The organism is Brevibacillus schisleri (assembly GCF_055685845.1).
In genome coordinates this window covers 1,223,330-1,250,034 of the sequence record NZ_JBVNDM010000001.1, presented here as the reverse complement: position 1 = coordinate 1,250,034, position 26,705 = coordinate 1,223,330, and the positions used below count along the sequence as shown (strand labels likewise).

Sequence of the window (26,705 nt, the reverse complement as noted above, 5' to 3'; positions counted from 1 at the left end):
AACCGTCTTGTTGCAAAAAAAATGATGAACATGATAGCATAGCAACCAATGGATTGTTATTAAATTCCACCAAAAACAGTGAAGGTGAATGAATGCTAACCGTAAACCGAGATGACGAACGCCCAATCTGGCAGCAACTGCTGGACCAAGCGATCCATAATATTACCACCGGAAAATGGCAGCCAGGTGAATTGCTACTACCCTCCCGCGAACTCGCTTCTTTAATTGGTGTTTCCCGTTCAACCATACAGATTGTTTATGAGGAATTATTCAGCCGCGGCTACACTGTCACCTCTCGCCGCGGTGGAACGCGAGTTAGCGAATGGATTTATGCCACTCGTCCTTCAGAGGATGCCGCGCCAAAAGGACCTGTCCCTCCCGAATTGCCTTTATTAAACGCTACAATCGGTCATTTGCACGGTTGGTTCGGGGACAGAGATAGTCAAAAGGTTGAGGTCGATTTCAGTCCCCATGAGCCATATTTGGACGAACATTTTCAAAAGATTTGGAGACGTTCGTTTTTACAGGCTTCCACAGAAACGAATCTGGACAGTTGGGCTTATGGCAATGCCTATGGATACCAACCGCTACGAGAACAGATTCAACGTTATTTGTCACTTGAACGGGGCGTTCATGTAAATATCGATCAAATCATGCTAACCTCAGGTGCCCAGCATAGCATCGATCTGATCGCACAAGCCCTTTTACAGGAAGGGAATACCGTTTCTGTAGAAGATCCTGGCTTCCCTGCTGCCTGGATGGCAATGAAGTATCGGCGTATGCAAGTTGTCTCCGTTCCAGTCGACGAGTACGGGTTATGCGTAGACCAGATTCATCCGGGGTCCAAGCTTGTCTATGTCACGCCATCGCACCAGTGTGCGGTTGGAGTCATTATGTCGGAACCCCGCAGGCAACAATTGTTACACATGGCTGCCGAGCAGCAGTTTTGGATTGTTGAGGATGATTACGACAGCGAATTTCGCTATCGCGGCGACCCACTTCCGACCTTGTTCAGTCAGCGACCTCAGAACACATTGTATATGATGAGTTTTTCCAAAATGATTGCTCCTGGTATACGGATATCGGCAATCGTTGGTCCCAAAGAGGCCATTCGTCAGCTCGCCCACGTCCATGAATTAACCTATCGACATCTTCCGATTATGGAGCAATTAACGCTTACTCATTTTATTGAGCATGGTCATTTCATGCGCCATATGAGACGGGTTCGAAATGTATATCGGCGCAGACATGAAGCCATGACGAAGGCCATCATCACGACAGGTCTCGTCGAACACTTCACACTAAGCGGCGTAGAAACGGGATTGCATATCCTTCTTGAAGCTGATCAATCGTTTGATGAAGAAGCCACGACGATCCTGGCACTGGAAAAAGGAATCCGTGTTTATCCACTTAGCAAGTATTGTTTGAAAAGCGATCGAAAAGGATGGGTGCTGGGTTTTGCTAAAGTAGATGAATCCACCATTGAAGAAGGCATTTCTCGTCTTGCGGAGATTACACGGTTTTACCAGGTTTGAACATTTTTTCTTCTTCTATTGGATTTTCTTTCGCAGTGATATGCTGTGGATCTATCCGATACACCTGAACCGGACCACCGAATACTGCTGAACGGTATTTGTCTACATGCTGCTTGGGTAAAGGCCGATTATAGTAGCCTGGCACATACTTATTCATCATTTCTTGCAACATGTGTGTAGCCTCATCCAGATCAACGATAGGCTGTGCCTTGCCAAAAATCATTACACTCATATACGCTGTGTCCGTCTTAGCTGGCACCGGATCAGTAATCGTTCCATATTCTTCACAAACTGTAAAACAGACCTCTGGATTAGCATCGATAACCTGATTTCTTCTCCCGCCGGTGGCACCATGGAAATAAAGCTTCCCATTTGTCCAAACAAAATTGAGCGGAACAACATACGGCAAATGACCATCGACCATTCCAAGATGTCCGATTCTAGCTTGCTGCAAAAATGTCTCCATCTTGCTCTTATCCAATACTTCTCTCATTTTGTAACGCACTCCATCCATTGCTATCACTCCTATTTTTTTGAAATATGCTGCAAGTTTATCAGCCATTGGAGTGAATATAAACGTCCAAAACCACCTAATTAAAGCAATCCATAAGCTATCGTCTCAAGCATGAGAAAACGAAAAGCTGCCGGAACATCCCGGCAGCAGGCATTTTCTTATTACTCCGTATGGTTGATGAAATGAGCAATTTCTTTCACTCTCTCCATTGTCATTCCTTCTCTTTGCTCAACTGCAAGTGGATGATTCGTTTGTTCTAATTCTATTAAGGGAACCGCACCAACTTTTTGTGTATGTACCCATGTCTTTAAGGATAGGGTGGTTTCTGGATAGATGGAAAGTTCAGTCGATAACCAGCCAAAATAAGGTTCTTCATTTTCTCTTCCTTCTACGTGTAGCAATTCATTCGATCTCAAAAAGTTTTCTTCACTAAGAGACACCCAGACACTCCATATAAATTTCTCATTACTATCTATTATTGGTATTTCAATGTGTCCTCTCATAAAGAAATACTGTTCATCAATGACACAAAAGTCCTTTATTAATTCTGTTCGTTTCTCTTCTGGTACCATGTAAAAATAATGTGGCGCTTCTATTCCGTAACAGAAAGGAATTTCATTTAATTCGTTGTGACAGTGAGGGCATTTCATCTTTTTTGCTCCTTATCATTTCTCGCCGATTTTTTATTTACATTACCACATATTTCATGACATGGATCATCTCCCATGCTACAAAAAAAGATCATCTCCAATCAAGCTGGAATGATCTCAATGTTTCTAATCAGTTTTGACAATACCAAACGGAAACCCGTTCCCTTACAAAATTGGCTACGTTGTCTATGTCATTAATATCAAAAAAGGGTAACCCCGGCTGACGCTTGTCCGTCCAACCTACGATCCCTACCAAATTAGTAACAATTGATAAAAGCTCCTCATCTTCTGGCCTGCGAAGCAGGACGAGCTTGGGATAGCCTTCACGCTTGAAGCCTTCTACCAAAACGAGTTGGGCCCCGGCATCTGCCAATCGCTGGATCAGGACGGACAACTCCTGCGGCTTTTGCTCCACGATGGCCGTTTTCGTTTTGGATGTGATCGCAACCAGCGAGGCTCCGGCTTCACGATAACGCCAAGTGTCCTTCCCAGGTTGATCCCACTCAAAATCGTGTCCGCCATCATGCTTGATGACCCCAACTCTTATCCCAGCCTTTTCGAGAATCGGAATGAGTTTAGTGAGCAGCGTCGTCTTGCCACTGTTCGAATAACCGACAATCTGCAAAACACAAGGTGGCTTGACCATACGCTATCCCTCTCTTCTCCAGGTTGGGGCGGCATGCGTGAGTACATCAACCAGCTCTCCTGCTTTTTTCCCGCTTCCCCCGGCTGGTATGATCATAAAGCATTCGCTGTCCTTCAACGTCCCCAGATTCCCTGCCTTTTCATTGAAATCAGGGATTGCGTGCAAAACCCCGTCTTTTTCGAGGAGCTTCCCTCGCAGATAACGCGGGTATGGACAAGGCTTCGTATAATCGACGCCGAGTCTCGCCTTTATCACCTGCTGTACCACATGGGCTTCTCCCGAGATGCGACGAATGGCTGCTCGCGCAAATAACTCAAACCCGAGGAAACAGGCACCCGGATTCCCTGATAGGGCAATCAAAGGCTTGCCCTCCATGAGCATGGCTGTCGTCGGACTTCCCGGACGTATTGCGATCCGGTTGAACAAAAGCTCCACCTCAGGCTCATCTACTAAAGCCGCGATCACATCAAAATCCCCAACGGACACACCACCGCTTGAAATGACCAGATCCACGTCCCGCAAGCATTCACTAATTTTCGCCTTCGCCACAGGCAGATCATCCGGCAATCTTGAAAACGAAACAGGGATGCCCCCTGCCTCGGCAATCAAGGCAGTTAGCATCACCGTATTACTGTTGCGAATTTTGCCTGGAGCAAGCGGCTGATCAATCTCCAACAGCTCGCTTCCAGTCGAAATCAGACCGACACGCGGCTTGCAGAACACCTCTACCTGCGAATAGCCAAACGTAGCCAAGCTGGCGAGAGTCCCTGCGTTAATCCGCTCGCCCGCCTTGGCAATGATCGTTTCTTTGGCCATCTCTTCACCACGACGCGATACATTTTCCCCAGGCTTCATCTCCCGCTTAATCCGTACAGTATCCGCCTCTTCGGCTGGGTTATGCGTTTGCTCAAACATGATGACCGCATCTGCATCCGCAGGCATCATCGCACCTGTCATGATCCGCGTCGCGTAGCCCTTTTTCAGTTCTCTAGTAGGTACTTGCCCGGCCGCAACCGTCTCTAGCACTGTTAGTGTAATCGGGTGGTCAACGGAGGCCCCAACCGTATCCGCAGCTCTCACGGCAAACCCATCCAGCGGCGAGCGGTCAAAGTGCGGCAAATCGTATGTTGCACGTAGATCAGAGGCCAGTATCCGCCCGTATGCCTCCCCGATCTGCACTTGTTCCGTTCTCCCTGTCACTAATTTTGCCAAAAGCTTGCTCATCGCTTCCTCAACCGAAATTGTTTGTCGCGAAAAACGCATGGCTTGTTCCCCCTAATCTTGACCACCCATTGCTGGAGCTCGTCAGCCGACGTTTACTTCCAAATCTTCTACTTCTCTCTCCACGTATTTCAAATCTTTATTGGCGTGGAAAGTGTCCGCTTTTTCAACCTTCACGGCTGTATTGTATTCGGGAATACCTGCGTATGTCTCGTATACACCCTTCGGAATGAGTACGTTCCCTTCCGGCCAGTGTACTTGAATATTTCCGCGTCTGGTGTCCTCGAATTTGGCACGTCCTTGGAACGTTCCATATTTATTGTAAACGACGATATTTTCGCCTTCTGCAATGCGCAGTTCTTTTGCATCCTCTGCATTGATCAGGATATCATAACGGTCCGCATTGTTGAACGGGTCTTTCTTGCTATAAATCATCGAGTTGAACTGCTTACCGCGACGAGTCGTTACATAGAAGTGTCCCTCTGGCTTGTTCAAATCCGGAATCTCAATCGGAATCAGATTCGCTCGGCCATCCGGTGTCGGGCATACGCCGCCTTCACACAGCCATGCACCGCCCCATTGGAAAACATCCCCGCGGTTTTTCAGATGCTGGATACCATCGTAATTCGGATTCGCCAGAGCAATCTCTGCACGAATATCAGCTGCGCTTGAGAAATGCATCAGATGCTTTTTCTCCGGATTGACCCGTGCCGCCAGATCTACGTAAATCTCCCATTCCGAACGAGCTTCTTCAATTCGTGGTCCTTCCACTTCGGCACTGAAATAAACCATGCGCTCTGTACTTGTCGATGTACCGCCACCCGGCTGCTCGTAGCGAGTCATTGCTGGCAGTACGATGACTTCTTCCTTCGCATCCACCAACGTAGATGTATTGAAAATGATGTCCTGATGTACACGCACTTCTATGCTCTCCAAGCATTTTTGCATGAAGTCCGGATCTGGCATCGTCTCCAGGAAGTTGCCGCCACTCGTATAGAACAATCTGGTCTTGCGCTCATGTCCATCTGGTAACACTGCATTTTCCAAAGAAATACCGACGATATCTCCTTGCCATTTCGGGATCGGGAAGTTCCAGAGCTTTTCGATGCGGTTCCATGATTTTTCTTCAAAATCTCCACCTGGCAAGCTGAACGGATCGGCACCCATTTCACCAGAGCCTTGTACGCCAGAGTGTCCGCGAATTGGCATAAGACCCGTGTGCTTGCGACCCAAGAATCCACGAAGGATGGCCAGATTGGCTACTTGAGAAATATTGTCCGTACCGAATTTGTGCTGGGTCAGACCCATACTCCATACGAATACACCATTTTTAGAGTTAGCGAGCAACTCCGCGAATTCCTTGATACGCTCGCGGCTAAGACCGGAGGATTCTACGATCTTGTCCCACGATTCATTCATCACATGCTTGCGCAGCTCTTCGATTCCGTTAGCGTGCTCCTTGATGAATTCATGATTGATCGCAGAACCTGGTTTGGCTTCCTCCATCTCGAACCAAATCTTCATCACGCCATTCATGAATGCGATGTCGCCGCCAATGTTGACTTGGTAGAAATCGTCTGCAATCTTCGTCCCGAACAAAGCACTGTCTGGTACAGATGGAATCCAGTACTTCTCCATCGCTGGCTCTCTGTACGGGTTGATCAGGATGATTTTCGTTCCTGCTTTTTTCGCAGCATACATGTATTTCGTCGATACAGGCTGGTTGTTACCTGGTACAGAGCCCCAGAATACGAGCACATCGGTACCGATCCAATCCTGATAGTTGCAGCTTGAAGCACCAATCCCAACCGAACGCTTCAGTGCTGTCTTACTCGGCGAGTGACAAATACGTGATGCGTTGTCGATGTTGTTGGTCCCGAGGAAACGAGCCATTTTAGCTGCTGTGTAGTATACCTCGTTGGTAATCCCACGAGCGGTCAAGAAAAAGGCCAGCTGTTTCGGGCTGATGTTTTTGATTTTTCTCGCGATGCGGTTTAACGCTTCATCCCAACTAATGCGGGTGAACTTGTTTTCGCCTGGTTTTCTTGAAAGCGGATACGGAATTCTTCCCAGCTTGCGCAATTCTTCGCTGGACAGCTTACGCAGCGCATTTACATCTTCAAACCATTCGGCATCCATGGCTGGCATGGTATTGAGACGCAGGACGTTCAGTCGCGTGGTGCACAAATGCGGACCAGTCAACGTCTGATCGTAGAGACCGGATACGCCGAGAGCGCAGCCATCGCATACCCCTTGGGTCAAAATGCGATAGGCATACCCCAAATTATCGCGATTGTCAAAAGCCACCTTCATCGTATCGCGAATGTGATGCGGCTTGATTTTTCCGAGTCCCATCGGCATCAGTGAAGCCCATAAGGAAGGCTTCCACGAAGTATCCAGCTTAATTGGTCCGCCATGCTTGGTCTTGCCCATTTCTTTTATCTCCCCTCTAATAAACTCCATTGAGACGAAAAAACCACCATGAAACCGTCCCTTGTCCTATAGGAAAAGAGCGTGTTCACGGTGGTTGTCTACGGCAGGTTCGCTACCTAGTCTCAACTTCGTGTTTGCTTTCGCGAATTCCGTTACGTCTAAGCCGATGAACAGGAGCGCTGCTTCGTTTAGACTTACGGTTCGTTTTTCATTTTCTTTTCGATGTCTTGATCAAAAACAAAGATCGACATTCCAAAATCCCGTTCGATGTCAATATCGACGAATAGATCAACGAGTTTTGCTCCAAGAAACGCTTCCATGTCTACTGGCTGGTGTTTCCGATAGATCTCTTTGACCATTTCGGTTCGGGCAGCTCGTAATGTCTGCTTTCCGTCTTCCGAAGTGGCGATGAACTTTTCCACCGGAGAAAGGTTGCCTTCCATCTCGCAGATCGCCCAGTTCTTGCAGAACGTGGTGCTGATCTTGCTAGGTCCCTTTCCCATATGGCGCTTTCGGAAAGCCCTGACCAAATTACTGAATTCTGCTTCGAACTTATTCATCGAGGAAAATCACCTTTACTTCAAATCATTCTCTATTTAAACTTTACCATTGATTAACTAGCCAATTCAACAGACTTTTCTCTTTGTTTGGCTTCTTCCTTCAGTTTTTTGATATCCAGTCGGACTAATAGCGAGATCACCAGAGCGATAACGAACATTCCTGCGAAAACACTCATCGTTCCTGTATAGCTTTCTGTCGTCTTGCGAACCCATGCTGCAAAGATCGGTCCTGCCAAGCCGGCAGCAGCCCATGCTGTCAGAATATAGCCGTGAATCGCGCCCAATTGCTTCGTTCCAAACAAGTCACCGATGTACGCCGGAATGGATGCAAAGCCACCGCCGTAACAGGTCATAATGATGAACATCGCAACCATGAACAGGATTGGATTGGACATATTCGGCAACAGGAAGAACAGTACCATTTGGATAACAAAGAAAGCTGTGTACGTATTTGGCCGTCCAATGAAATCAGACAGAGACGCCCAGCCGATTCGTCCACCACCGTTGAACAAACCGTTTAGCCCTACCATCAGAGCTGCTGTTCCGACAGACATCCCCACCATTTCTTGCGCCATCGGCGATGCTACCGAAATCACGGCGATTCCACAAGTCACATTAATAAACAGCATCAGCCACAGCAAGTAAAAACGGCGTGTCTTGATCGCTTCGTTGGCAGTCAATTGGCACAAATCTTTTTTGATTTGCTTGCTGCCAACTGTTCCCTCAGCGGAAAATCCAGCCGGTACCCAGCCTTTTGGAGGTGGAGCCAAATATTGAGCCGAAGCCAGCATCACAACAAAATAAATAATGCCCAAAATATAAAAGGTGTTCGCGATTCCTACATTGGCAATCAAAGCGTTCATAATCGGACTGGCAATCATGGAAGCAAAGCCGAAGCCCATAATGGCAAGACCTGTCGCTAAACCACGGCGATCCGGAAACCATTTGACCAAGGTCGATACTGGCGTAATATAGCCTACACCAAGACCGATACCGCCCAACACTCCATAACATAAGTACAACAGAGGCAAGCTGCTCAATTGAATCGCCAAGCCAGCCCCGACAGTTCCTACTCCGAAAAAGATAGATGCGAGAATACCAGCTTTACGCGGGCCGTGCTTTTCGACATAATGACCGAGGAAGGCAGCAGACAGTCCCAAGAACAAGATCGCAATGCTGAACGTAAATTGAACGTCTGGCAAGTCCCAGCCAAACTGCTCGGTAATTGGCTTGGTGAATACACTCCAGGCGTATACCGACCCAATCGAGATGTGGATGCCTACCGCAGCCAACGCGATGAGCCAGCGGTTTTTCACTTTTTGTTCCAAATCATTCATCTCCTTTGTAATGGTCTTTAGCATACTGTGGATCCATCAGCAGCCTTCTCGAAAAAAAGAAAAACTGCTGATTTCACCGACTCACCCAAGTCTCCTATAAATGGAAACAAGGGCTACGATGAAACACAGCAGTTAATCATCAGCAGGAACGCTACATCAGCATCAACAAGCATTGTGTTCACTATGTAATTCGCTGCAAGGCTACAAAATAATCGGTGGCAGGGTCGCTGCTCCGTGTCAATCTGTCCTTACGCTATGAATACATGGAAAGACGAAAATTTTATGACACTTTTCATCTCACATAGTATACTACCATGTAAGCGTTCACTCGACAATATTTTCCTCACAAAATAGCCATGAAAACTTCATAATTTCGACAAAAAGGAGGCCCGTATGTCTGAGCTAACCATCACTACCCGATTGCCCGTGTTGAAAATTTCGGCTGACCAACATGGCTGGGAAGACGACGAAATCGTTACAGAGTACCCCCTCACGATTTTCCTCAATGATGAGGAATTCGCTACAATCGTATGCACCCCGGCCGACCTGGAAGAAATGGTCATCGGTTTTCTCGCAGCCGAAGGCGTCATCAAGGGCTACTCGGAAATCAAACAGCTTACGATTAATGAGGCCCAAGGGTTTGCTTACGTTGATTTGCATAAAGAAACGATTTTGTCGCAGAGCTTTTACTCCAAACGCAGAATTACTTCCTGCTGCGGAAAAAGCAGACAATCCTTTTACTTTTTTAGCGATGCGCGCACAGCAAAGCCCGTTGAAAGCACAACAACTGTCACCCCTGCTCAATGCATGCACCTGATGAAGGAATTGCAAGCGTCGTCTGAGATCCACCGCCAAACAGGTGGCGTCCACAATGCAGCCCTCTGTACACCGGATGAAGTTTTGCTTCAGTTCTCCGATATCGGGCGTCACAATGCTCTCGACAAGATCTATGGAAAATGCTTACGAGATAACATTTCCACCACGGACAAAATTCTAGTATTTAGTGGACGCATCTCGTCTGAGGTGCTGCTCAAGGCTGCCAAGATTGGTGCTGGCATCATTTTGTCCAAGTCCGCTCCAACTGACCTCGCCCTGCAATTGGCAGATGAGCTGAAGCTCACCGCAGTCGGTTTTATCCGCAATGACAAAATGAACGTGTATACACAAGCCGAAAGAATTCTCCTGCCTTAAAGTAGCTATCAAGCAAAAGCGGGACAAGCTTAGTGCCTTCCCGCTTTCCTATGTTTTTCTCATCTGTTTAATCCCAAAGCCCGAGTTGGCCTCTCGGGCTTTGGTTTTTTGTACGTAGAATTTTTATTTGCAGCAGCAATGTTTCTTTTTGTGATGCTTGCAGTAGTCGTCATCATCTTCGTCCTCGTCATCTTCTTCATCTTTGTCTTTATCTTCTTCGTCGTCCTCTTCTTCGTCATCATCTATGTCATGCTTCTTGCAACAGTGGTGGTCAAGTTTTTCAAAGCATTTGCAATCATGGCGTTTGAAGCAACAGCAGTGATCGTGGCAATGTTCATGCTTTTTGCAGCAGCAATGCGCCTCATCGTAATGATTGTGTTTTTTGCAGCAGCAGTGAGGCACGTAGTAATCATCGTGTTTCTTGCAGCAGCAGTGGTCGTCGTAATATTTGTTGTGCTTTTTGCAACAGTGGCGCTCGTCATACTTGTCGTGTTTTTTGCCGCAACAGTGGTGGGGGTGTTTTTCGGGTTTTTTGTAACAACAGTGGTGACCGTGGTGTTTGCCTTGTTTTTTGCATTTTCTTGTCATTGCGCTCCCTCCTTTCTTCAGCCATCACTACTATTCATACGGTTTGTCCAGAGAAACGCTTGTATGATAGCCCTCTATGAAAAGCCCCTTTTTTCCAAACAAAAAACAGGACACGTCTCAAGCATGTCCTGTCTTTCTGCGTTTTTCTTCACTTTTTGCCTGTTCGTATTCTTCAGGTGTGTTGACATTAAATACAGCCCAAGGGTCCAACCTTTCATCAGGCAAGGGCAACACACGCAGTTCATCTAAAGTCCGCATCAATCTTCGCTGTCCATGCAATAGCGCCTGCTCCCAATTACTCTGTGTTCTCCGATGGTACACTGCACATAATGGATGGATTCGTCCCTCTGATTGGGCGACAATCACATCCCAATCGTTGCTCTCCCTGGCAAATTCAATGAGTTTGGCTATTTGTACACGATCCATAAAAGGCAGGTCGCAGGACAACACCAGCAAAGCATCCTCTGAACTGACGCGAAAAGCAGTAACCAGCCCACTTACAGGACCGCAGGATGGTACCAGATCAGGTGTGATTGTGACGGGCTGTTCATCAATCTGTTCCTTTTGTGTCACTTGAGTGCCCGAAAAATCGTTCGCTACAATGAAACAAGACAAGCCAACCGCTTGTACTTCCTTTACCAGTTCTGTTAAAAAGGTTCCGTCCCTCCACGGTAATTTTTGCTTTGGCGAGCCCATTCTACTGCTCTTTCCGCCCGCTAAAATAACTGCACCGATACGCAGCTGCTGCATAAATTTCCTCCCGGGTGTTGACAATAATCCTTATTAGTTTATAATAATTTTAAACAAATAATAATTATAAATAAGGAGAGATTCTCGATGGAAAACACACTCTACAGCGTTCTAAATAAACAAGTGGCGAACTGGACAGTCCTCTATACGAAACTACACAATTTTCACTGGAATGTAAAAGGACCACACTTCTTTACACTCCACGCAAAATTTGAGGAATTGTACAACGAAGCAGCAGCGAATCTCGATACCCTCGCTGAACGAGTCCTCTCCATCGGTGGAAAGCCTGTAGCGACTTTGGCTGCATGTCTGAACACAGCAAGCATCACTGAAGCAGAAGGAAACGAAACAGCTGAGCAAATGGTAGAAACGATCGCGAGAGACTTCTCTATTCTCGTAGATGAACTGAAGCTAGCTATGGAAACGGCAGACCAAGCCGACGATGAAGGGACAGCCGATATGCTGTTGGGAATCCGCAGCAGCCTGGAAAAACACATTTGGATGCTCAAGTCCTTCTTACAATAAGCATGTAAATCAATAGACACCAAAAGGCGATTGTGCATAGGCACATCGCCTCTTTTTGGGTCTTGCCTCCCGTGAAACTGCCTTTTACCCCCTAGTTACCTAGAGCTAGAGTGAAAAAATCAGTTTCCGCCCGTCCTTTTCTACTTTTACTTGGGGCAAATACTTTAATGACTTCTGTACACCAATGTAGGGACTAGCAAACTCTACCTGGTGCCGTACTTTCAACACGGAGCAAAGATCAGCCAATGACATTGGAGACATTGCTTCCCGTAACAGGTTTTCGATGTGCTTCGCAACTTCCACATAATCATGACGAATGTGCGCCTTTCTCACTTTCATTCGCTTCATCAAGTCATCTGAAAATTCCTCTGTTGATATAGCTACATCGTCTGGGTTTTCTTCGTCTCCGATCCCGACTTCGTTATCCAGCTCGCGAATGCGGCTCAAAAGCTGCTTGATGTCAGCTCCCAACTGCTTGTCCTGATCGACATACTGTCGCCGCAGTGCCATACGCTGCTCTAGCATGGCCTGCAATGTCATTTGTAACGCTTTCCGTTCGTTAAACATTGCGTTATGTATTCCCCTTTTCGCAAAAAGTAGAATGATGGAATTATATCCAATGATAATATAATTCTCACTAATTGGAAACGGGGGAATTTAAGTGGCAAAATCCTCAACGTAAAGACGGGACTATTTTCCCATTCATCTTTCCAGCCGATTTTAAGCTGCCTTTTCCTCGCTCAATCGATCCGTAATCACCGCAATCGCACCGTCACCCGTTACGTTACAAGCGGTACCAAAGCTATCCTGCGCGATGTACAGAGCAATCATCAACGAAGTCAACGTGGTAGTAAATCCAAGCATGGTCTCCATCAATCCGAGTGCTGCCATCACAGCCCCGCCCGGCACACCTGGTGCGGCGATCATTGTTACGCCCAGCATCAAGATGAATGGAAACATCACACTAAAGGATGTCGTCATGTCATGTAGCATCATGACTGCCATGGAACAGCTGACAAGCGTAATCGTGCTTCCGGAAAGATGGATCGTTGCACAGAGTGGAACGACGAAGTCCGCGATTTTTTCGCTCACACCGTTCTTCTTGGTCTGATTCAGTGTCACAGGAATGGTGGCCGCAGATGATTGTGTTCCAATCGCTGTGAAGTAAGCGGGAAGCATATTTTTTATCAGCGTGAATGGGTTTTTGCGTCCCATCTGGCCTGCTATCATGTACTGCACGAACAAATAGAATAGATGCAAGACGATAATCATGACGAAAACTTTCACGAATACGGACAAAATCATGGTGACTTGTCCACCATAGGTCAGATTGGAAAATACAGATAGAATATGTAAGGGAAGCAACGGGATAATGACGGAAGCGATCAGCTTCTCGACGATATCTCTCAAATCTACCATCACATTCTGCAGGGCATTCCCTTTGATGACAGTCGCTCCAAGACCAAGGGTAAAGGCGAGCAACAATGCTGTCATCACACCTACAATCGGCGGCATGTCCACGGTAAAGAATGGCTTCATCAGTGCTTCCTCCGGGTTGGCATACTGATTCACCAGTCCACCTACCTCAAGAATGTGTGGAAAAATACTCGTACTGACCCAATAAGCAAGCGTTCCTGCAAGAATCGTAGACAGGTAAGCAACCCCTGTGGTTACCCCAAGCAACCGCCCTGCCCCTTTGCCCAGCTCACCGATGCCTGGCGCGATAAATCCAATGATAATCAACGGAATCGCAAATCCGAGGAAATTTCCAAACAAGCCACTAAATGTAGCCAATCCTTTCACGACCCAAATTGGCGAAATAGAGCCAATCCCGACCCCAAGGACAATGGCGACAAGGATTTTGGGTAGTAAACCTAGATTTTTCATCAATAATGAACCTCCGTTAAGTGTTAATAAATAATGTCCACGCGGAATGGACTTTGTCTCCTTTACGCGGACTAATGAATAACAAGGTAACACATTCGGGATGAGATTGTCATGAATCATAAAAAAGTAATAATATTCAAATGAAAGAAAAACCCCCAATGAGCGGTGCTTACTCACTTGGGGGAACGATTTTATTTGGCGCAAAGCACCTCGCGAAATTCTTCTTCGATGTCTGCCAATACGCGCATAGCATTCGCTAGCTCCTGCTCATTCTTTTCCACGATCAGCGTGTGACAACGTCCAAATTGCTTCGCCTGCCTCTCTTTAATTGCCGCCAGCTCTGGCGCATGCTTCGAGAAAAACACAGCGAAATCCATGGCTCGCCTCGCCCCTAATTGGAAAGCAAAATAGGAGAGATGACCAGTTTCTGCTGGTGTGAGCCCGCCCTCCTCTTCGATCCGTTTCACTACCCGCAAGATCGCTTCCTTTCCGTATAAGACCGAAGCGTTTGGTTTAGCCGGTGCACTTTCCTGATAAATCCCTTGGAATAAACGAAGGGCATTCGCAGCTTGTTCCTCCTCTGACGGACTGCCTACACGCTTTGGTGCTGTCCAGTAGTGATAAGAAAAGAGGCGATCGAAGATTTTTTCGGCTTTCCATGCCAAAACAAACTGGGGCAATGGCAAGCTCACAAAAGGGAATCCTGCCGGATCATGCAGGTAGATTTCTCGCTCATCCATCCTGTACGCAAGAACAAAATGGTCAGCGCCTCCCAAATAAGCAGCATTGGGATTATACGTCAAATAGCCCATATCAAGTGGTCCGAGTAAAACGGGCCCATTTTCCACGTCACGCCGTAATTCTTCCAATAGTGGCTCTCCCTCAGCATCCGCTGACTTTTCCGTCCAGCGAAATCCTAGTAGCTCCAACGCATGACTTACACCACGATCGGGAATCTCTTGTCCGAAATAAATGACTTTCTGCTCCTCATGCCACATCGCCCCGATACCTACGCCAGAGAGTACTTCAAGTACAGCAGGCGATACCTTCTCCCCAATTGTCTCCAAAAGCATAGCTGAAGAATTTGCGTAGCAGTACGCGCCACTTCCGATGTACGGTAACATGCTTTTCTCCCTCTTTCCCGTCAATGTATGGCTTACCTATCATTGACTATGGGGCGCATGCTTTTCTGACAACGCTTTACAAAACGCTTCTCGTTCACGCGAAATATTTTTTGAAAAACTCCATCTTCTCACTCACGAAAGCATCATCCGAATCGATGCTACCCATGATATGAGGATCGTGCATGCACAGCCCCATCAGCCACAATTGGCGAATTCCTGTCATGAGCGGCACCGCTGCCTGATCGTTTTCAGATAAGGGACGAACCTCGGTATATCCTTTTAGAAAAGCATTCCATAACGATTCTACCAGTTCGTCATCTTCCTCGATCAATATTCGGCTCAGCTTGAAAGCGGCCAGATCATACGCCCGCCAGCCATATCCACATAGGTCGAAATCAAAGTGGGTATAGGTGTTGTCCTCACAAAAGTTCGTATTAAAATTCCCTTGAAGGTCTCCGTGGCAAATCCCCCAGTCAAGTCCGGCACGGATATGCTCATTTAGCTTGGCTTCTAGCTCCATTGCCAGCCTTTGGAGAAATTGAAGATCCTCCTTCCGATGCTGCAGACGTGGCTCGATGATGGCTAACGGTCGATGAATCAGCGTCTTGGCGTCCCACACCTCGCGGGCTTGCTGTGTGGAAAAGCCTTCTGCTTTGACATGCAGCTCCGCAACGGCTCTGCCGAATCGTTCGCTTAGTTCCTCGGTATCCATTTCTTGCTCCTTGCCCTCAGCAAAAGTGAACAACGCACCAAAGCGATTGCCCTCTGCTGCTTGCAGTCTCAAGACATGCTTTCCTGAGCCGTCTGCAATTGGCACAGATACAGGTACTCCTTGTCTATTCAAATGGAGCAACAGCTCCATCTCGAACGCGACTGCTGCTTCCTCTGTTCGCCAATCACTGCGATACAGTCTGAATATTCGTTTTTGATCGATCATCTTCACGAGATACGTATCGTTCATGCCTCGAAGCATGTAGTGAACGGATTGTATTTGTTCGGTTGGATATGCTTCCTGAAGTACTTTCTGTAATGCTTTTTCACAGATGGTTGAGTAGACGACGGGTACATGCACAGTCATGATGCTCCTTTTTTGCCAAGTATTGGTGAGTTATTAGAAAGACGTGTGAATCGGGAAAAGGACACAACAAAAAAAGGACCTTGAAGGGCTAATGGCCGATCAAGGTCTGGTACAGGCTGCAACGATTTGTCCCCCTTGCTGAATAAGCTCTTCCAGGAATCGGGCAACATAAGTAAGGTTTGATGTCAAAAAGAGTTATTTCCTCACTTTTCCCTTGATCTCTCGCAATTCTTCGAGGATCAGATCGTATTTGTCGCTGTATTTGTCCAGCAAATCCTGTAGTCGCCCCTCACGCTCGCGATTTGCCTTCATAATATAAAACAACAACCAGACAAACAAAGCAGCAAATGGCCCTTGCTGAAGTAATACGGTTGTTACTTGATCTTCCATGTTTGATCTCCCCTTTTGTCACAGTACAGAACGAGTGTCCCCGCATCGTTCTTATCTGTATTTTGTACAAAGGACTTGTACATAATTCGTTAGGGGCAAAATTTTTATCCATACTTTTCTTTTTCCTTCTCATTTAGTACAATAGGCTTGTACATCCTCACAGGAAGGACTGGCACGCTCATGCTATCTCAGCGCTTACGCACAGCTCGTAAGACAAAAGGTCTGACCCAGGAAGAGTTGGCAGAGCATGTCTGCACGACCAAGGGGACGATCAGTAACTACGAGAATAACCACAGCACACCACCGAATGACATGCTGCGGCAATTGGCTGATGTGCTGGACGTCACGACCGATTGGTTGTTGGGCCGCACAGATGAAGTCACGGCCTATATTCTCCCAGCAACAGGAGAGACAAATCAACGTTCGTTGGACGAGCTCTTGCAGGAAAAGATCGATGACCCCGACGACTACTATTTCCTAGACGGGTATCTGGACGCCTCAGAAGAGGAGAAAAAAGAAATTCGCCGCTACTGGTACGACTTGAAGAAACAGTGGAAAGTCCGTAAAGTACGCGAGGAACGACCTCCTTCTTTGTTTGACATCACAGAAGACATCAAAAAAAAATAACCCCAGTGCGGGGTTTTCTTTTCAACCCAAAACAGAACGTACGTTCTTTACCATTCATCTAGGAGGTCCTTGATGCTTCACTCCCTTTTGCAAGAAATTTGCGAACCGCAAACATGGCTCGAGAGTCGCGTGTACTTGTTGCTTCAACATCACGGCATCGATTCGCCCGAACAAATCGATCTGCATCTGCTATGCGAGACGTACGGCATCGATATCCATCGCATTTGCGGCAGGAGTCGTACACACGCGCACCCCTTTTCGCCGGGACGTTATGTCATTGCGGTGGACGAGCGACTCGATCTGGCAACCCAGCGGGTAAAAATCGCGCATGAACTGGGACATTTGCTTCTTCATGAAGGCATTCAGCCTCAGAGCAGCGAATGGATGATTGACTGGCAAGAATCGCAGGCAAATCATTTTGCCGAGCATTTGCTGCTTCCCATTTACATGATGAGCCCCCTTTTGGCCGATTGCTCGCGATACAACGCACCGGCTGTGTTGGCTCAGCGCTTTCAGGTGCCGATGCCTCTTGCCCGTGCCCGTTTTGAGCGCATACTGAGCCGTATGTATGCCAAAGGTTTTCCTGTCTATGGGTAAATGACGACATTATTTTTATGCAGGAGGCGATACCTGATGAAACGAGTCTTTATTGCTGGTGATGCATACACGACTCATTTTTTTGATCTCGCCTTGGAACAAGACGAGGAACTGTCGCTGTTACCCTCTTTGCAGGTAGCCAGCTATCACGTGGCCCGCTTTGCTCTCATCATGCGGGATGACGGCCTTAGTGGTCTCGGTATTTTTCCTGGAGACGCCCTCTTGATCTCAGACTTTTCGATGGAGCCTGTAAAAGACAGACCTGTGTTGATCCGACAGGAGGGGCAGTTCCTTGTGCGCATCGCAGCAGACGTCAATCCATTGGAATGTCTGTTTACAACCACACGTGAGCTAGACACCCCCATGCTGCTCCCCTCGGAAAACATCCGCATTACAGGTGTTGTATCCGGGATTATTCCACGTTCATCATCGTGACATCATTAAGCAGCCAATCCTTGATTGCTGCCACCGTTTGCTGCCACTGCTCCTGCGGAGTAATGGCAGCGGGCTTGTCACCCTCCTGCGATCCATAGCTTCCGAACTGCGAGTGGTTTCCCCCTTCTATAGTCATGTACACCGTACGCTCCGGCAAATATTGCTTGCTCTCCTCAAACCTTTCCATATTAATCACACCGTCGCGAGACCCGAGCAAAGACAGCACAGGCAAATTCACCTTCTTTAGGTTCCCCTGAGTGTTCGGATACGCTCCCAGTAAAAACACGCCGTTGATTCGGTCCGGGTGGTTTGCTGCGAATTGAGCTGCCATAGTACCACCGAGTGAATGTCCTCCGATGACAAACGTTTTATTCGGGTACGCCTTTAATACTTGTGTCGCTCTCGTCATATCACTTACAGCCAAATTCAATGGCATTCGTGCGAGAAAAACATGGTAGCCGGAGCCTGCCAAGGCACGGGCAATCGGTGCATAGCTCTCCGGTTTGACGAGTGCTCCCGGATATAAGATGAGTCCCGGTTCGCGTGACTCCCCGCCTTGGAAGATAATCCAGTCATTCGTATCCATGACCGTTATCCCTTCACCGCCTTGCATAGCCGTTAGTGCTGCCTGATCGGGCTGATATGGCTGCAGATACCATATAGCCAGACAAATCGCTGCAAGTGTCACCAATACAAGTGCCTGGAACCATTTTTTACGCGCTTGACTCATCCTACCCACCTCGTTTCCGCCCCTATGTATGATGCTACTTATTATGTCTCAAACACGCTGCACATGTGCATAAATTGTGAATCTCGACATTTCCGTGGTGTTGACGAACTGTTTTTTACATAGTAGTATTCAAAGATACTACTATTTTTTCACCAAAAAGAGAAGGGATGGGAATTGTTATGAATCTACAAGATGTGCAATTTTGCGAGGAGCTGGTAAGAAGTGCTGGAATGGAGCTGCTAGTGGAATTTGAAAAAGGCGCGTCCTGCCACAGCAAGGAAGCAATGGCTAAACGCTTTGAAGAGGTGAATCCCGTGGTTGAAGCTCGATTAAAGCGCTCATTATCCGAGCGGTTCCCCACCTATCAATTTTCTGACGCCGAATTCGATCTGGCTGCACAGGAAAATCCTGAATTCACAAGTCCTTATTGGGTGATAGATGCAATCGATGGAGCCGTTCACTTTCTACAAAAAATGCCGATGTGGGCTACTTCCCTCTGCCTGATTGACGGTGGACGCACGGTTGTTTCTTTTGTCTATGATCCATGCCGTGATGAACTGTTTACAGCAATTGACGGGCGTGGAGCTTTTTTAAACGGACAAAAAATCATTACTTCATCCAAATCGCTGCTGAGTGAGTGCATTCTAGGGACGCTCTTTGCTTCCTCCGAGCCGATGAACCTCTTGGTCGGAGAGTATACAGCAAATTCCTTGACGCGAGTGATGCCAGAAGCTTTTGCCACCCGCATGCAAGGCGCGGTATCACTCCATCTGGCCTATGTGGCGTGCGGACGACTCGACGGTTACTGGGAATACGGTGAAGGAGTGTATGATTGGCTTGCTGGTGCCCTTCTGGTCCAGGAAGCCGGAGGCAAAATTACGGATACACAGGGGACTGATTTTTGCTGGAAAAGCACAGGCATCGTAGCAGCAGGCTCGACCATCTACCCTCAGCTGATCCAATTGACCCCAGCTTCATAACGAACAAATAAAAAGGGTGAGCCTATGCGCATCACCCTTTCTCCTTTTTCCGCTCACGAAAACGGCGCACCTTCATCAGGTTTCCGCACATTTTGTCATCGCACCAGCGGCGCACCCGGTTGCGGCTTTCATCATAAAACACCCAGCGGCAATCCTCGTTGTCACATATTTTGATTCGCTCCAGATGCTGCGGGGCAAGCAGTTCCGCGAAAGAAGCAGCAATTTGTGCCATGACGAGGGGCCAGCTCTCTGCTTGGCTGGATTGCTTTTGCCTGTAGCCGCCCTCCTCATCTACATACAACACCTGCGTATGAAAAGGGGCGAGAGCCAACACTTTGTTCAATTCCGCAAGGTCCTCCTCTTGGAATCGGTCTCCACGGACAACGTCTTCCAGCATTCGTCTCAAACGCTCCCGCAATTGCAAAAGAGATGCAGCATACGCCTCATTCATCGGCAGCGGAGCGGTTAGCTTGTATGTTTGCAAAAAGGATGACAGCCATTCCTGATTCTCCAGGCGATTTTCCCAACGACCAGAACCGCGCCAATCCCGCCAATCACTATTTAAAAAATCGATACAAAGCCAGTCCATGTCATCCACTCTCCTGACGAAACCCTTCATTTTTCTCTCTTGTATGACCATACAGGATATGGTAATCTTTATTTGTAACCACCGTAACTCGATTAACTGGTTACACCCTCTTTTCTTATTGCTATTATAGCGTTTCATCAATCTGTTTCACAGACGAGGAGGAAGCGTATGAATCGGAAGGAATTGCTTTTGCACGGATGGGAATGTGCGTATGACAAGGAAGACTGGTATCCACCCCTAAAAGAAGTGCTTTCCGGAGTATCAGCAGCGGAGGCTAGCTGGCGCCCTGTGGGAGAAGCAGCCAACACCATCTGGGAAAACATCAGCCACCTTCTTTATTACAAAGAACGCCTCTTGCATCGTCTTTTGGGCACCGAATTCCCTAGCTCCGCGGAGACGAACGATGATACCTTCACCCCATCCGGTGGTCCCGCTGACGAAGACGCTTGGCAAGCTACCCTCTTGCGAATGGAAAGCGTCCACCGCCACATTCATGAACAGCTTTCCTTGCTGACGGATGAAGAGTTAAACCAGATGGCTACCTATACGCCCATTTACCAAAACGTCATGAGTCTTGTCTTGCATGATGCGTTTCATACGGGACAAATTGTCCAAATTCGCAAGCTGCAAGGCTCCTGGCCTGCTAGACGCTCATTTGACTAACAAAATTTCACATTGATTAATCCCGAACAATCCTTTATAGTTGAACAATCACATAATTTCATACATGTTATCCTCATCTTTCACGGTGGGGATAGAGGTCGCGGCTTTTATATCATCCTGTACGAGATTCAGAGAAAATCAATGACTCCAGGTAAGGAAAATCCGCCGAAGCTCATATCGCGTCTCTGTGCGATTGGGTTGGGGCTGTACTCGAAAGGGGCAGAACTGTCACGTTTGCATGCCAAGCAAACGTGGTGAGCTATCTTCAGTGAAGGCTTGGTGGGGATTGGATGATACCGCCCTATGCCATTTTTTTGGCTATGGCGGTTTTTTAATTTCCGACCTTCCTTCTCAAAAATCAAGAAAGGTCGTGCAAGCAGCTTATGTCACAAAATCAATTGCAACGTGGTTTGAAAGCCCGCCACCTGACGATGATCGCCATCGGCGGCTCGATTGGGACGGGATTGTTTCTGGCGAGTGGAGGCTCGATTCATTCCGCGGGACCAGGTGGAGCTTTAGTCGCCTATCTCGCTATTAGTATCATGGTTTACTTTTTAATGACCAGCTTGGGGGAAATGGCAGCCTTCATGCCTGTTTCCGGTTCGTTTTCGACGTATGCCACGCGGTTCGTCGATCCATCTCTCGGCTTTGCTCTCGGTTGGAACTACTGGTACAACTGGGCGATTACCATTGCCGTCGAGCTGTCAGCTTCTGCACTCATTATGAAATATTGGTTCCCGGATACCCCAGCGATAGTGTGGAGCGCTTTGTTCCTCGGATTGCTGTTTGCCTTGAATCTCCTGTCTGTGAAAGCCTATGGAGAATCTGAATATTGGTTCGCCTTGATTAAAGTAGTAACGGTTATCATCTTTATTATTGTCGGTGTGTTGATGATTTTTGGCATTATGGGTGGTCAAGCTGTTGGCTTCCAAAACTTCACCAAAGGCGACGCGCCATTCAATGGCGGCTTCATGGCCCTGCTCGGTGTCTTTATGATTGCCGGATTCTCTTTCCAAGGAACAGAATTGGTTGGTGTAGCAGCTGGGGAGAGCGAAGACCCTGCCCGCAATATTCCGAAGGCCATCCGTCAAATTTTTTGGCGCATCCTGCTCTTCTACATCCTCGCTATTTTGATCATCGGGTTGCTGGTTCCATACGATAATCCAAATCTGATCAGTGGCGACATTACGGATATTGCGATCAGTCCGTTTACGATTGTATTTGAAAATGCCGGTTTTGCTTTTGCAGCATCCGTCATGAACGCGGTTATTCTCACGTCTGTATTGTCTGCTGGTAACTCTGGCATGTACGCCTCTACACGCATGCTGTGGAACTTGGCGAAAGAAGGAAAAGCACCAAAATGGTTCGTAAAAGTAACAAGTAACGGCGTACCGATCAATGCCTTGATCTTGACTGCGCTCATCGGCGCCCTTGCGTTTCTGTCCTCACTGTTTGGGGAAGGCGAAGTCTACGTATGGCTTTTGAATGCGTCCGGTATGTCAGGCTTCATCGCTTGGCTGGGCATTGCCATTAGTCACTACCGTTTCCGCAAAGCGTTTATCGCTCAGGGCCGAGACTTAAGCGAATTGCCTTATCGGGCAAAGTGGTTCCCGTTTGGACCGATTTTTGCCTTCATCATTTGCTGTATCGTTATTTTTGGGCAAAACTACTCCGCATTCATCGGGGGAACGGTCGACTGGTATGGCGTCCTGGTCTCTTACATTGGCCTGCCACTCTTCTTACTCATTTGGCTCGCTTATAAAATCACGCAAAAGACCAAGCTCGTCCCTCTTGAACAAGTTGACTTCAGCATGGATGAACACACGAAATAATCGAAGAAAAATACGGACTTCCGTTAACTGAACGGGAGTCCTTTTTCATGTTTGCCAACCTATTAAAAACTGACCCAAAATAGCCGATAGTATAGAAAAGAAGCAATTGAGATCCGTTTCCTTCCGTTCTCACAACTCATACTAGTCATCTGATAAAAGGTAAACATGATCTCCTGCCTTCACGACTGAACATGAATCCATGTGAGGAGAGTAGAACATGCAAATCCAATCGTATTCCCGCTACCTACCCCCCCAGCTCCCAACTAGCCAAACTGCACCTAAAATGGTGACAGGAACTAGTCTGGAATTGCCCAAACCCGATACGGTAGACCTTCGTTCACACAAGGCACGCGAGCTACCTGCTGATGCCATCGAACATCACAGCGCCCAATTTTTCTTTAGCACTGAGATTAATGAGCGGTTGGATAAAATTTTCGCAGATAAGCCACCCGAGGCTCGCAAAGCCTTTGACCACATCCTGGAGCGAAACTTTTTCAACTCCCAATCCACCTACACTGATGAAGAAAGAGCTGCTTTGGTAGAAGTCGGTTTAACCCAAGGCAAATATTTGGCAGACCAATACATGGCTGATGAGAAAAATGCTGCTGAATTTTTGGATACCCTCCATCTGCTCGCAGGCGTTGCCAAAACACGAAAGGTTGACCCTGCAACTGGCAGTGTCAGCTACGTAGAGCTTCCGCAAAAACCACAAGGGGCGCCGAACGACTATGTTAATCCATCCAAGCTGATGGAGCGGTATGATCCGGAAGCCTACAAAAAAATGCAAGCCGCCACAACCAATCCAACAGAGAAAGTAAGCATGCTGATTCAATTCGTCAAAAAGCTGCAACATCGTCCAGACTGGATCACACAATACCGGAACGAACAAGCTACGCTTCTCTCCGATTTAAAAAACACAAAAATCACTAACCGCTTCGAGAATATAAATACAAAGGACACCACTGAATTTGTTCGTCAAATGAATACACTCACTGAAGATGCTTCCTTTTCCGCGATCACACCATTGCTACAAGCGAATCTTGCTTCTTTTATGAAGAGCCTGGTCAAGAAAACGAGTTAACTGCACAAAGATGATCGGCACAGCCCCTCCCGAACTTTCTGGGACTGGGGCTGTTTTTTCTGGTGTAGTCCGAGTCCCGTTGCTTTTCCATTTAAGGAAATGTACAGGCAGGTGGTGGATATACTAACCCGTAAAGGAGGAGACGAACATGGATGACAATCGCGAAAACGACCTGCCTGATTTCAAGCAACTGGATGACAGACTGATCGCTCAACCTCCCACTAGTCCAATACTCGCAATCCGTACCAATCTGGACAAGGAACCAAATGACGTCGACAATCCGTATGTGCAGCAAGACTCTACATCCACTGGACAAAATAAGGGGGAAGCAAAATGACTGATCATACCTCACAGGAAAAGCCCGACATGGGTTATAACGGAAGCAATATGCATGGTTACTCCCTTACGCCAAAGGAAGGGACATTGAACCAAACTGCCAAGTCGGCTACGGAAAACAAAGAAAACAGGGACAAAGAATAGTACTTTTCCATTATGAAAAACAAATCCCCTTTGGGGAAACAGGCAGATGCTCACTTTGCCTTTTTCCGGAAGGGGATTTGTTTTGGGGTTCTGGCCAAGAACGTGGTAAAAAACATTTTTTTATTGACGAAATTGTATTGGAAATATATACTTTTCATGGATTTGATAATGAGAATCGTTATCAAATTCTTTTATATATAATCAGGAGGTTGCCCCATGAAATCCAGGCTCTTCAAACACATTTATAGTACAACTTTAGTCACTTCTCTCCTTACAGGTGGTGCACATTTTGCTCTGGCTGCTCCACTCGTGGCCACTGCGGAACAGACGGATGTTGCCCCTTTGTCGCTTAATTTCGCAGTCGAACAGGCAATAAAGAACAGTGTTGATCTGGAGCTGCTTCGACTTGAATTAGATATTACGAATTACGAAACATCTATCACACTAAGAGAAAAGGAAGAAATCAAAAAATCCGACGTCATAACTCTGGCTGATGCAAAAAAGAAATTCGAAGACGCCGCCAAAGCGATCAAAGAAGTGGTTGCCGATGAAGTCGCCCTGAATACGCAAAAAAACACCGTTCAATTGCAAGTACATAAAGCTTTCTTCGAAGTCCAATCATTAGACGCCAAAATCAAAGCGCAAAAGAAGAGCTTGCAAAGACAGTACTGGTTGAACTCCCAAGAAACAGAAGCTCACAAAAATCTTGCTGCCCTTGAAGCCAGCTACAAGCAAGCATTGGCCAAGCTCAACGATTTATTGAATGAAAAAGCCGACAGACAATGGAGAATGATCGCAACTGATCTGACCCAGCACGAGCTGCTTTCCTTGGAGCAATTGCAAGCAAAAGCTTTTGAAAAGCGACCTGAGATGATCAAAGCTCAAGCAGAAATAGATTTTACCCAAGTAAGAATTGATTACACAGCAGAGTATTCCGCACTAAGCACACATAAAGGAATAATTGCAAAAAATGAGCACAAAAAAGCGGAACTGCAAAAACAAAAAACGCAAAAGAAAATCGGTCAAGAAGTAAGTGACAACTATACGAAGGTACTGGCAGCGAAAAAGGCATTAGAAGAAAGTACAACAAAGAAAGAAACCGCATTGGGGCGCTATCAGGCAACAATCGATCAATATAGATTGGGGAAGGCATCGATGAAAGAACTGATGGAAGACGAAGCGAGCCTGTTTGACTCTGAAACAAAAGCAATTGAATCGGTCTATCAATACAATCTCGCTGCTACCACCTTGAACCAGTCAACTGGCTATTAATATTCCGCATTACGAAGGATCTCATTTATTTATTTTAAATAAAGAAGGCTTCATCCCACAGGGTGAAGCCCTTACTCATTTAACAGTCTCTCAAAAACTCCCGGCATCACCAGACGACCACCGTCTACCCCAAAATCCTCTATAAACCACCAAGCCGATAGGACACTATGACAATACGCCCACGCCAACACTCTCTCTTTTTGCAAAGACAGCGCCTTCGTCAGCCCATCGACCCGCTGCTTCATTACTTCTTCTACCCCATCCTCTGGCAAATGGTTCAGCAAAAACGGAATCACCTCGTATTCCGTCTCCCTTATCAGTCCTTTTGGATCAATTGCCAACCACGGCTCTCTTTCTGCGCGCAAAATATTTTCATGATGAAGATCACCATGCAGCAGGCACAGTTCTTTTTGTGTGGAGAGAAGCTTTTTATACCATTGCATAGCCCGCTCCACCATTTGCTCAGGAATCGGTCCTGTCCCCCCTTGGAAATGAGGGCGAATCTTTTCCAGTCCCACAGCCCAGTCTGCTATCGTCGGGAACCTCGACGCAAGCTTGCCAACCCTCGAAATGGGTGTATGCATTCTTTTGATTACGTCCACCAAGCATTGAATTCCTCGTCTTCGCTACTCAGCTTGTCCAGTGTCTCTCCTGGCATGATGCGCTCCAAAAGCATGATCCCTTTTTCCTCGTCAGCATCGAGAAGCTGCACCATTCCCCGCCCTGCAAAACCCCGAATCGCTGCCAGCTCTCTCTGCCAATCCAGTCCAGGCACTCCCAGCTTCAGCACTGCGCTCCTCCCATCCTGCAACGCAACTGGTGCTACAAAGTTATAGGAGGGTGGAAACGGCTCAAGAACTTTTAATAACCACCGTGCTTCGCATTCGGCAATCAGCTCATGAAAGGAATCGAGCCAGAGACGACCTGCTTCTTTATGTACGCCCATAATTGTTTGGGTAAAATGGGTTGGTAGTGAAATCATTAGGAATC

General features: G+C 47.2%; 31 protein-coding genes and 1 riboswitch. Of the genes, 13 read left to right on the top strand and 18 right to left on the bottom strand.

The features are described 5' to 3' along the window. Window positions 1-92: 92 nt before the first annotated feature. Window positions 93-1,535 (top strand): MocR-like pyridoxine biosynthesis transcription factor PdxR, encoded by a 1,443-nt coding sequence (gene pdxR, locus ACUUHJ_RS06420; RefSeq protein ID WP_472298479.1) that lies wholly within the window; start codon window positions 93-95, stop codon window positions 1,533-1,535. Here pdxR and ACUUHJ_RS06415 read toward each other — a convergent pair. The 7 genes from ACUUHJ_RS06415 to ACUUHJ_RS06385 form a co-directional block, all read right to left on the bottom strand. Then, entirely contained in the window at window positions 1,513-2,049 is a 537-nt protein-coding gene (locus tag ACUUHJ_RS06415; protein ID WP_289676506.1) for a pyridoxamine 5'-phosphate oxidase family protein, read from the bottom strand. The genes pdxR and ACUUHJ_RS06415 overlap by 23 nt on opposite strands. Before the next feature lie 161 nt (window positions 2,050-2,210). After that, complete coding sequence (locus ACUUHJ_RS06410) at window positions 2,211-2,699, bottom strand: DUF2199 domain-containing protein (protein WP_472298478.1); 489 nt, start codon at window positions 2,697-2,699, stop codon at window positions 2,211-2,213. A gap of 130 nt (window positions 2,700-2,829) precedes the next feature. After that, complete coding sequence (gene mobB / locus ACUUHJ_RS06405; RefSeq protein WP_472298477.1) at window positions 2,830-3,345, bottom strand: molybdopterin-guanine dinucleotide biosynthesis protein B; 516 nt, start codon at window positions 3,343-3,345, stop codon at window positions 2,830-2,832. Window positions 3,346-3,348: 3 nt separating this feature from the next. Then, window positions 3,349-4,608, bottom strand: coding sequence for a molybdopterin molybdotransferase MoeA (locus ACUUHJ_RS06400; RefSeq protein ID WP_472298476.1), 1,260 nt, complete (start codon window positions 4,606-4,608; stop codon window positions 3,349-3,351). A 42-nt stretch (window positions 4,609-4,650) separates the two neighbouring features. Then, window positions 4,651-6,999 carry an FdhF/YdeP family oxidoreductase gene (locus ACUUHJ_RS06395; RefSeq protein ID WP_289676502.1) on the bottom strand — a complete coding sequence of 783 codons (2,349 nt, stop codon included), beginning with the start codon at window positions 6,997-6,999 and terminating at the stop codon, window positions 4,651-4,653. Window positions 7,000-7,193: 194 nt separating this feature from the next. Continuing rightward, a complete protein-coding gene (locus tag ACUUHJ_RS06390; RefSeq protein WP_012684864.1) occupies window positions 7,194-7,559 on the bottom strand; it encodes a Na-translocating system protein MpsC family protein in 366 nt (121 codons plus the stop codon). 53 nt (window positions 7,560-7,612) lie between these two features. Continuing rightward, window positions 7,613-8,887, bottom strand: coding sequence for an L-lactate MFS transporter (locus ACUUHJ_RS06385; RefSeq protein ID WP_289676500.1), 1,275 nt, complete (start codon window positions 8,885-8,887; stop codon window positions 7,613-7,615). A gap of 402 nt (window positions 8,888-9,289) precedes the next feature. Between ACUUHJ_RS06385 and fdhD the strand changes: the two genes are divergently transcribed. After that, window positions 9,290-10,087 carry a formate dehydrogenase accessory sulfurtransferase FdhD gene (gene fdhD, locus ACUUHJ_RS06380; RefSeq protein ID WP_199927718.1) on the top strand — a complete coding sequence of 266 codons (798 nt, stop codon included), beginning with the start codon at window positions 9,290-9,292 and terminating at the stop codon, window positions 10,085-10,087. A gap of 123 nt (window positions 10,088-10,210) precedes the next feature. On the opposite strand, the gene ACUUHJ_RS06375 is transcribed toward fdhD, so the two are convergent. Next, window positions 10,211-10,675 carry a hypothetical protein gene (locus ACUUHJ_RS06375; RefSeq protein WP_472298475.1) on the bottom strand — a complete coding sequence of 155 codons (465 nt, stop codon included), beginning with the start codon at window positions 10,673-10,675 and terminating at the stop codon, window positions 10,211-10,213. 117 nt (window positions 10,676-10,792) lie between these two features. Then, window positions 10,793-11,425, bottom strand: coding sequence for a molybdenum cofactor guanylyltransferase (mobA, locus tag ACUUHJ_RS06370; RefSeq protein WP_289676495.1), 633 nt, complete (start codon window positions 11,423-11,425; stop codon window positions 10,793-10,795). 87 nt (window positions 11,426-11,512) lie between these two features. On the opposite strand from mobA, the gene ACUUHJ_RS06365 reads away from it, so the two are divergent. Next, on the top strand, window positions 11,513-11,950 hold the full coding sequence (locus ACUUHJ_RS06365; RefSeq protein WP_016741658.1) for a Dps family protein: 438 nt from the start codon (window positions 11,513-11,515) through the stop codon (window positions 11,948-11,950). 105 nt (window positions 11,951-12,055) lie between these two features. Here ACUUHJ_RS06365 and ACUUHJ_RS06360 read toward each other — a convergent pair whose 3' ends face one another. The 5 genes from ACUUHJ_RS06360 to ACUUHJ_RS06340 form a co-directional block, all read right to left on the bottom strand. Next, window positions 12,056-12,517, bottom strand: coding sequence for a hypothetical protein (locus ACUUHJ_RS06360; protein WP_172142098.1), 462 nt, complete (start codon window positions 12,515-12,517; stop codon window positions 12,056-12,058). Window positions 12,518-12,670: 153 nt separating this feature from the next. Next, a complete protein-coding gene (locus tag ACUUHJ_RS06355; RefSeq protein WP_472298474.1) occupies window positions 12,671-13,837 on the bottom strand; it encodes a dicarboxylate/amino acid:cation symporter in 1,167 nt (388 codons plus the stop codon). A 191-nt stretch (window positions 13,838-14,028) separates the two neighbouring features. Continuing rightward, on the bottom strand, window positions 14,029-14,961 hold the full coding sequence (locus ACUUHJ_RS06350; protein ID WP_289676493.1) for a hypothetical protein: 933 nt from the start codon (window positions 14,959-14,961) through the stop codon (window positions 14,029-14,031). 94 nt (window positions 14,962-15,055) lie between these two features. Next, window positions 15,056-16,039 (bottom strand): homoserine kinase, encoded by a 984-nt coding sequence (locus ACUUHJ_RS06345; protein WP_289676492.1) that lies wholly within the window; start codon window positions 16,037-16,039, stop codon window positions 15,056-15,058. 195 nt (window positions 16,040-16,234) lie between these two features. Next, window positions 16,235-16,429, bottom strand: a complete 195-nt coding sequence (locus tag ACUUHJ_RS06340; protein ID WP_012684855.1) for a BhlA/UviB family holin-like peptide — start codon at window positions 16,427-16,429, stop codon at window positions 16,235-16,237. Window positions 16,430-16,609: 180 nt separating this feature from the next. Between ACUUHJ_RS06340 and ACUUHJ_RS06335 the strand changes: the two genes are divergently transcribed. The 3 genes from ACUUHJ_RS06335 (at window position 16,610) to ACUUHJ_RS06325 (ending at window position 18,088) form a co-directional block, all read left to right on the top strand. After that, window positions 16,610-17,056, top strand: coding sequence for a helix-turn-helix domain-containing protein (locus ACUUHJ_RS06335; protein ID WP_047070409.1), 447 nt, complete (start codon window positions 16,610-16,612; stop codon window positions 17,054-17,056). Window positions 17,057-17,128: 72 nt separating this feature from the next. After that, window positions 17,129-17,653: an ImmA/IrrE family metallo-endopeptidase gene (locus tag ACUUHJ_RS06330; RefSeq protein ID WP_289676489.1), complete on the top strand. Its 525-nt coding sequence runs from the start codon at window positions 17,129-17,131 to the stop codon at window positions 17,651-17,653. A 36-nt stretch (window positions 17,654-17,689) separates the two neighbouring features. After that, window positions 17,690-18,088 carry a hypothetical protein gene (locus tag ACUUHJ_RS06325; RefSeq protein ID WP_289676488.1) on the top strand — a complete coding sequence of 133 codons (399 nt, stop codon included), beginning with the start codon at window positions 17,690-17,692 and terminating at the stop codon, window positions 18,086-18,088. On the opposite strand, the gene ACUUHJ_RS06320 is transcribed toward ACUUHJ_RS06325, so the two are convergent. Next, window positions 18,066-18,818, bottom strand: coding sequence for an alpha/beta fold hydrolase (locus ACUUHJ_RS06320; RefSeq protein WP_472298473.1), 753 nt, complete (start codon window positions 18,816-18,818; stop codon window positions 18,066-18,068). The two genes, ACUUHJ_RS06325 and ACUUHJ_RS06320, sit on opposite strands and share 23 nt — an antisense overlap. A 179-nt stretch (window positions 18,819-18,997) precedes the next feature. On the opposite strand from ACUUHJ_RS06320, the gene ACUUHJ_RS06315 reads away from it, so the two are divergent. Then, window positions 18,998-19,798: an inositol monophosphatase family protein gene (locus ACUUHJ_RS06315; RefSeq protein ID WP_472298472.1), complete on the top strand. Its 801-nt coding sequence runs from the start codon at window positions 18,998-19,000 to the stop codon at window positions 19,796-19,798. A 31-nt stretch (window positions 19,799-19,829) separates the two neighbouring features. On the opposite strand, the gene ACUUHJ_RS06310 is transcribed toward ACUUHJ_RS06315, so the two are convergent. Then, window positions 19,830-20,387, bottom strand: a complete 558-nt coding sequence (locus tag ACUUHJ_RS06310) for a CGNR zinc finger domain-containing protein (RefSeq protein ID WP_472298471.1) — start codon at window positions 20,385-20,387, stop codon at window positions 19,830-19,832. A 168-nt stretch (window positions 20,388-20,555) separates the two neighbouring features. Between ACUUHJ_RS06310 and ACUUHJ_RS06305 the strand changes: the two genes are divergently transcribed. From ACUUHJ_RS06305 to ACUUHJ_RS06280, 6 genes are all read left to right on the top strand, one after another. Continuing rightward, on the top strand, window positions 20,556-21,050 hold the full coding sequence (locus ACUUHJ_RS06305) for a DinB family protein (RefSeq protein WP_289676484.1): 495 nt from the start codon (window positions 20,556-20,558) through the stop codon (window positions 21,048-21,050). A gap of 84 nt (window positions 21,051-21,134) precedes the next feature. Beyond that, a riboswitch (Lysine riboswitch) is annotated at window positions 21,135-21,320 on the top strand. A gap of 113 nt (window positions 21,321-21,433) precedes the next feature. After that, window positions 21,434-22,882: an amino acid permease gene (locus ACUUHJ_RS06300; RefSeq protein WP_289676483.1), complete on the top strand. Its 1,449-nt coding sequence runs from the start codon at window positions 21,434-21,436 to the stop codon at window positions 22,880-22,882. A gap of 217 nt (window positions 22,883-23,099) precedes the next feature. Beyond that, window positions 23,100-23,963 carry a hypothetical protein gene (locus ACUUHJ_RS06295; protein ID WP_472298470.1) on the top strand — a complete coding sequence of 288 codons (864 nt, stop codon included), beginning with the start codon at window positions 23,100-23,102 and terminating at the stop codon, window positions 23,961-23,963. Between the two features lie 148 nt (window positions 23,964-24,111). Then, the gene (locus ACUUHJ_RS06290; protein ID WP_472298469.1) at window positions 24,112-24,300 is read left to right on the top strand and encodes a hypothetical protein; all 189 of its coding nucleotides are present in this window, start codon (window positions 24,112-24,114) and stop codon (window positions 24,298-24,300) included. Further along, complete coding sequence (locus tag ACUUHJ_RS06285) at window positions 24,297-24,443, top strand: hypothetical protein (protein WP_289676480.1); 147 nt, start codon at window positions 24,297-24,299, stop codon at window positions 24,441-24,443. Before ACUUHJ_RS06290 ends, ACUUHJ_RS06285 begins: the two co-directional genes overlap by 4 nt. 216 nt (window positions 24,444-24,659) lie before the next feature. Continuing rightward, the gene (locus ACUUHJ_RS06280; RefSeq protein WP_289676479.1) at window positions 24,660-25,715 is read left to right on the top strand and encodes a TolC family protein; all 1,056 of its coding nucleotides are present in this window, start codon (window positions 24,660-24,662) and stop codon (window positions 25,713-25,715) included. Between the two features lie 71 nt (window positions 25,716-25,786). On the opposite strand, the gene ACUUHJ_RS06275 is transcribed toward ACUUHJ_RS06280, so the two are convergent. Further along, a complete protein-coding gene (locus tag ACUUHJ_RS06275; RefSeq protein WP_472298468.1) occupies window positions 25,787-26,317 on the bottom strand; it encodes an aminoglycoside phosphotransferase family protein in 531 nt (176 codons plus the stop codon). Continuing rightward, entirely contained in the window at window positions 26,308-26,697 is a 390-nt protein-coding gene (locus ACUUHJ_RS06270; protein ID WP_472298467.1) for an aminoglycoside phosphotransferase family protein, read from the bottom strand. The genes ACUUHJ_RS06275 and ACUUHJ_RS06270 overlap by 10 nt, the downstream gene beginning before the upstream one ends. Between the last annotated feature and the right edge of the window lie 8 nt (window positions 26,698-26,705).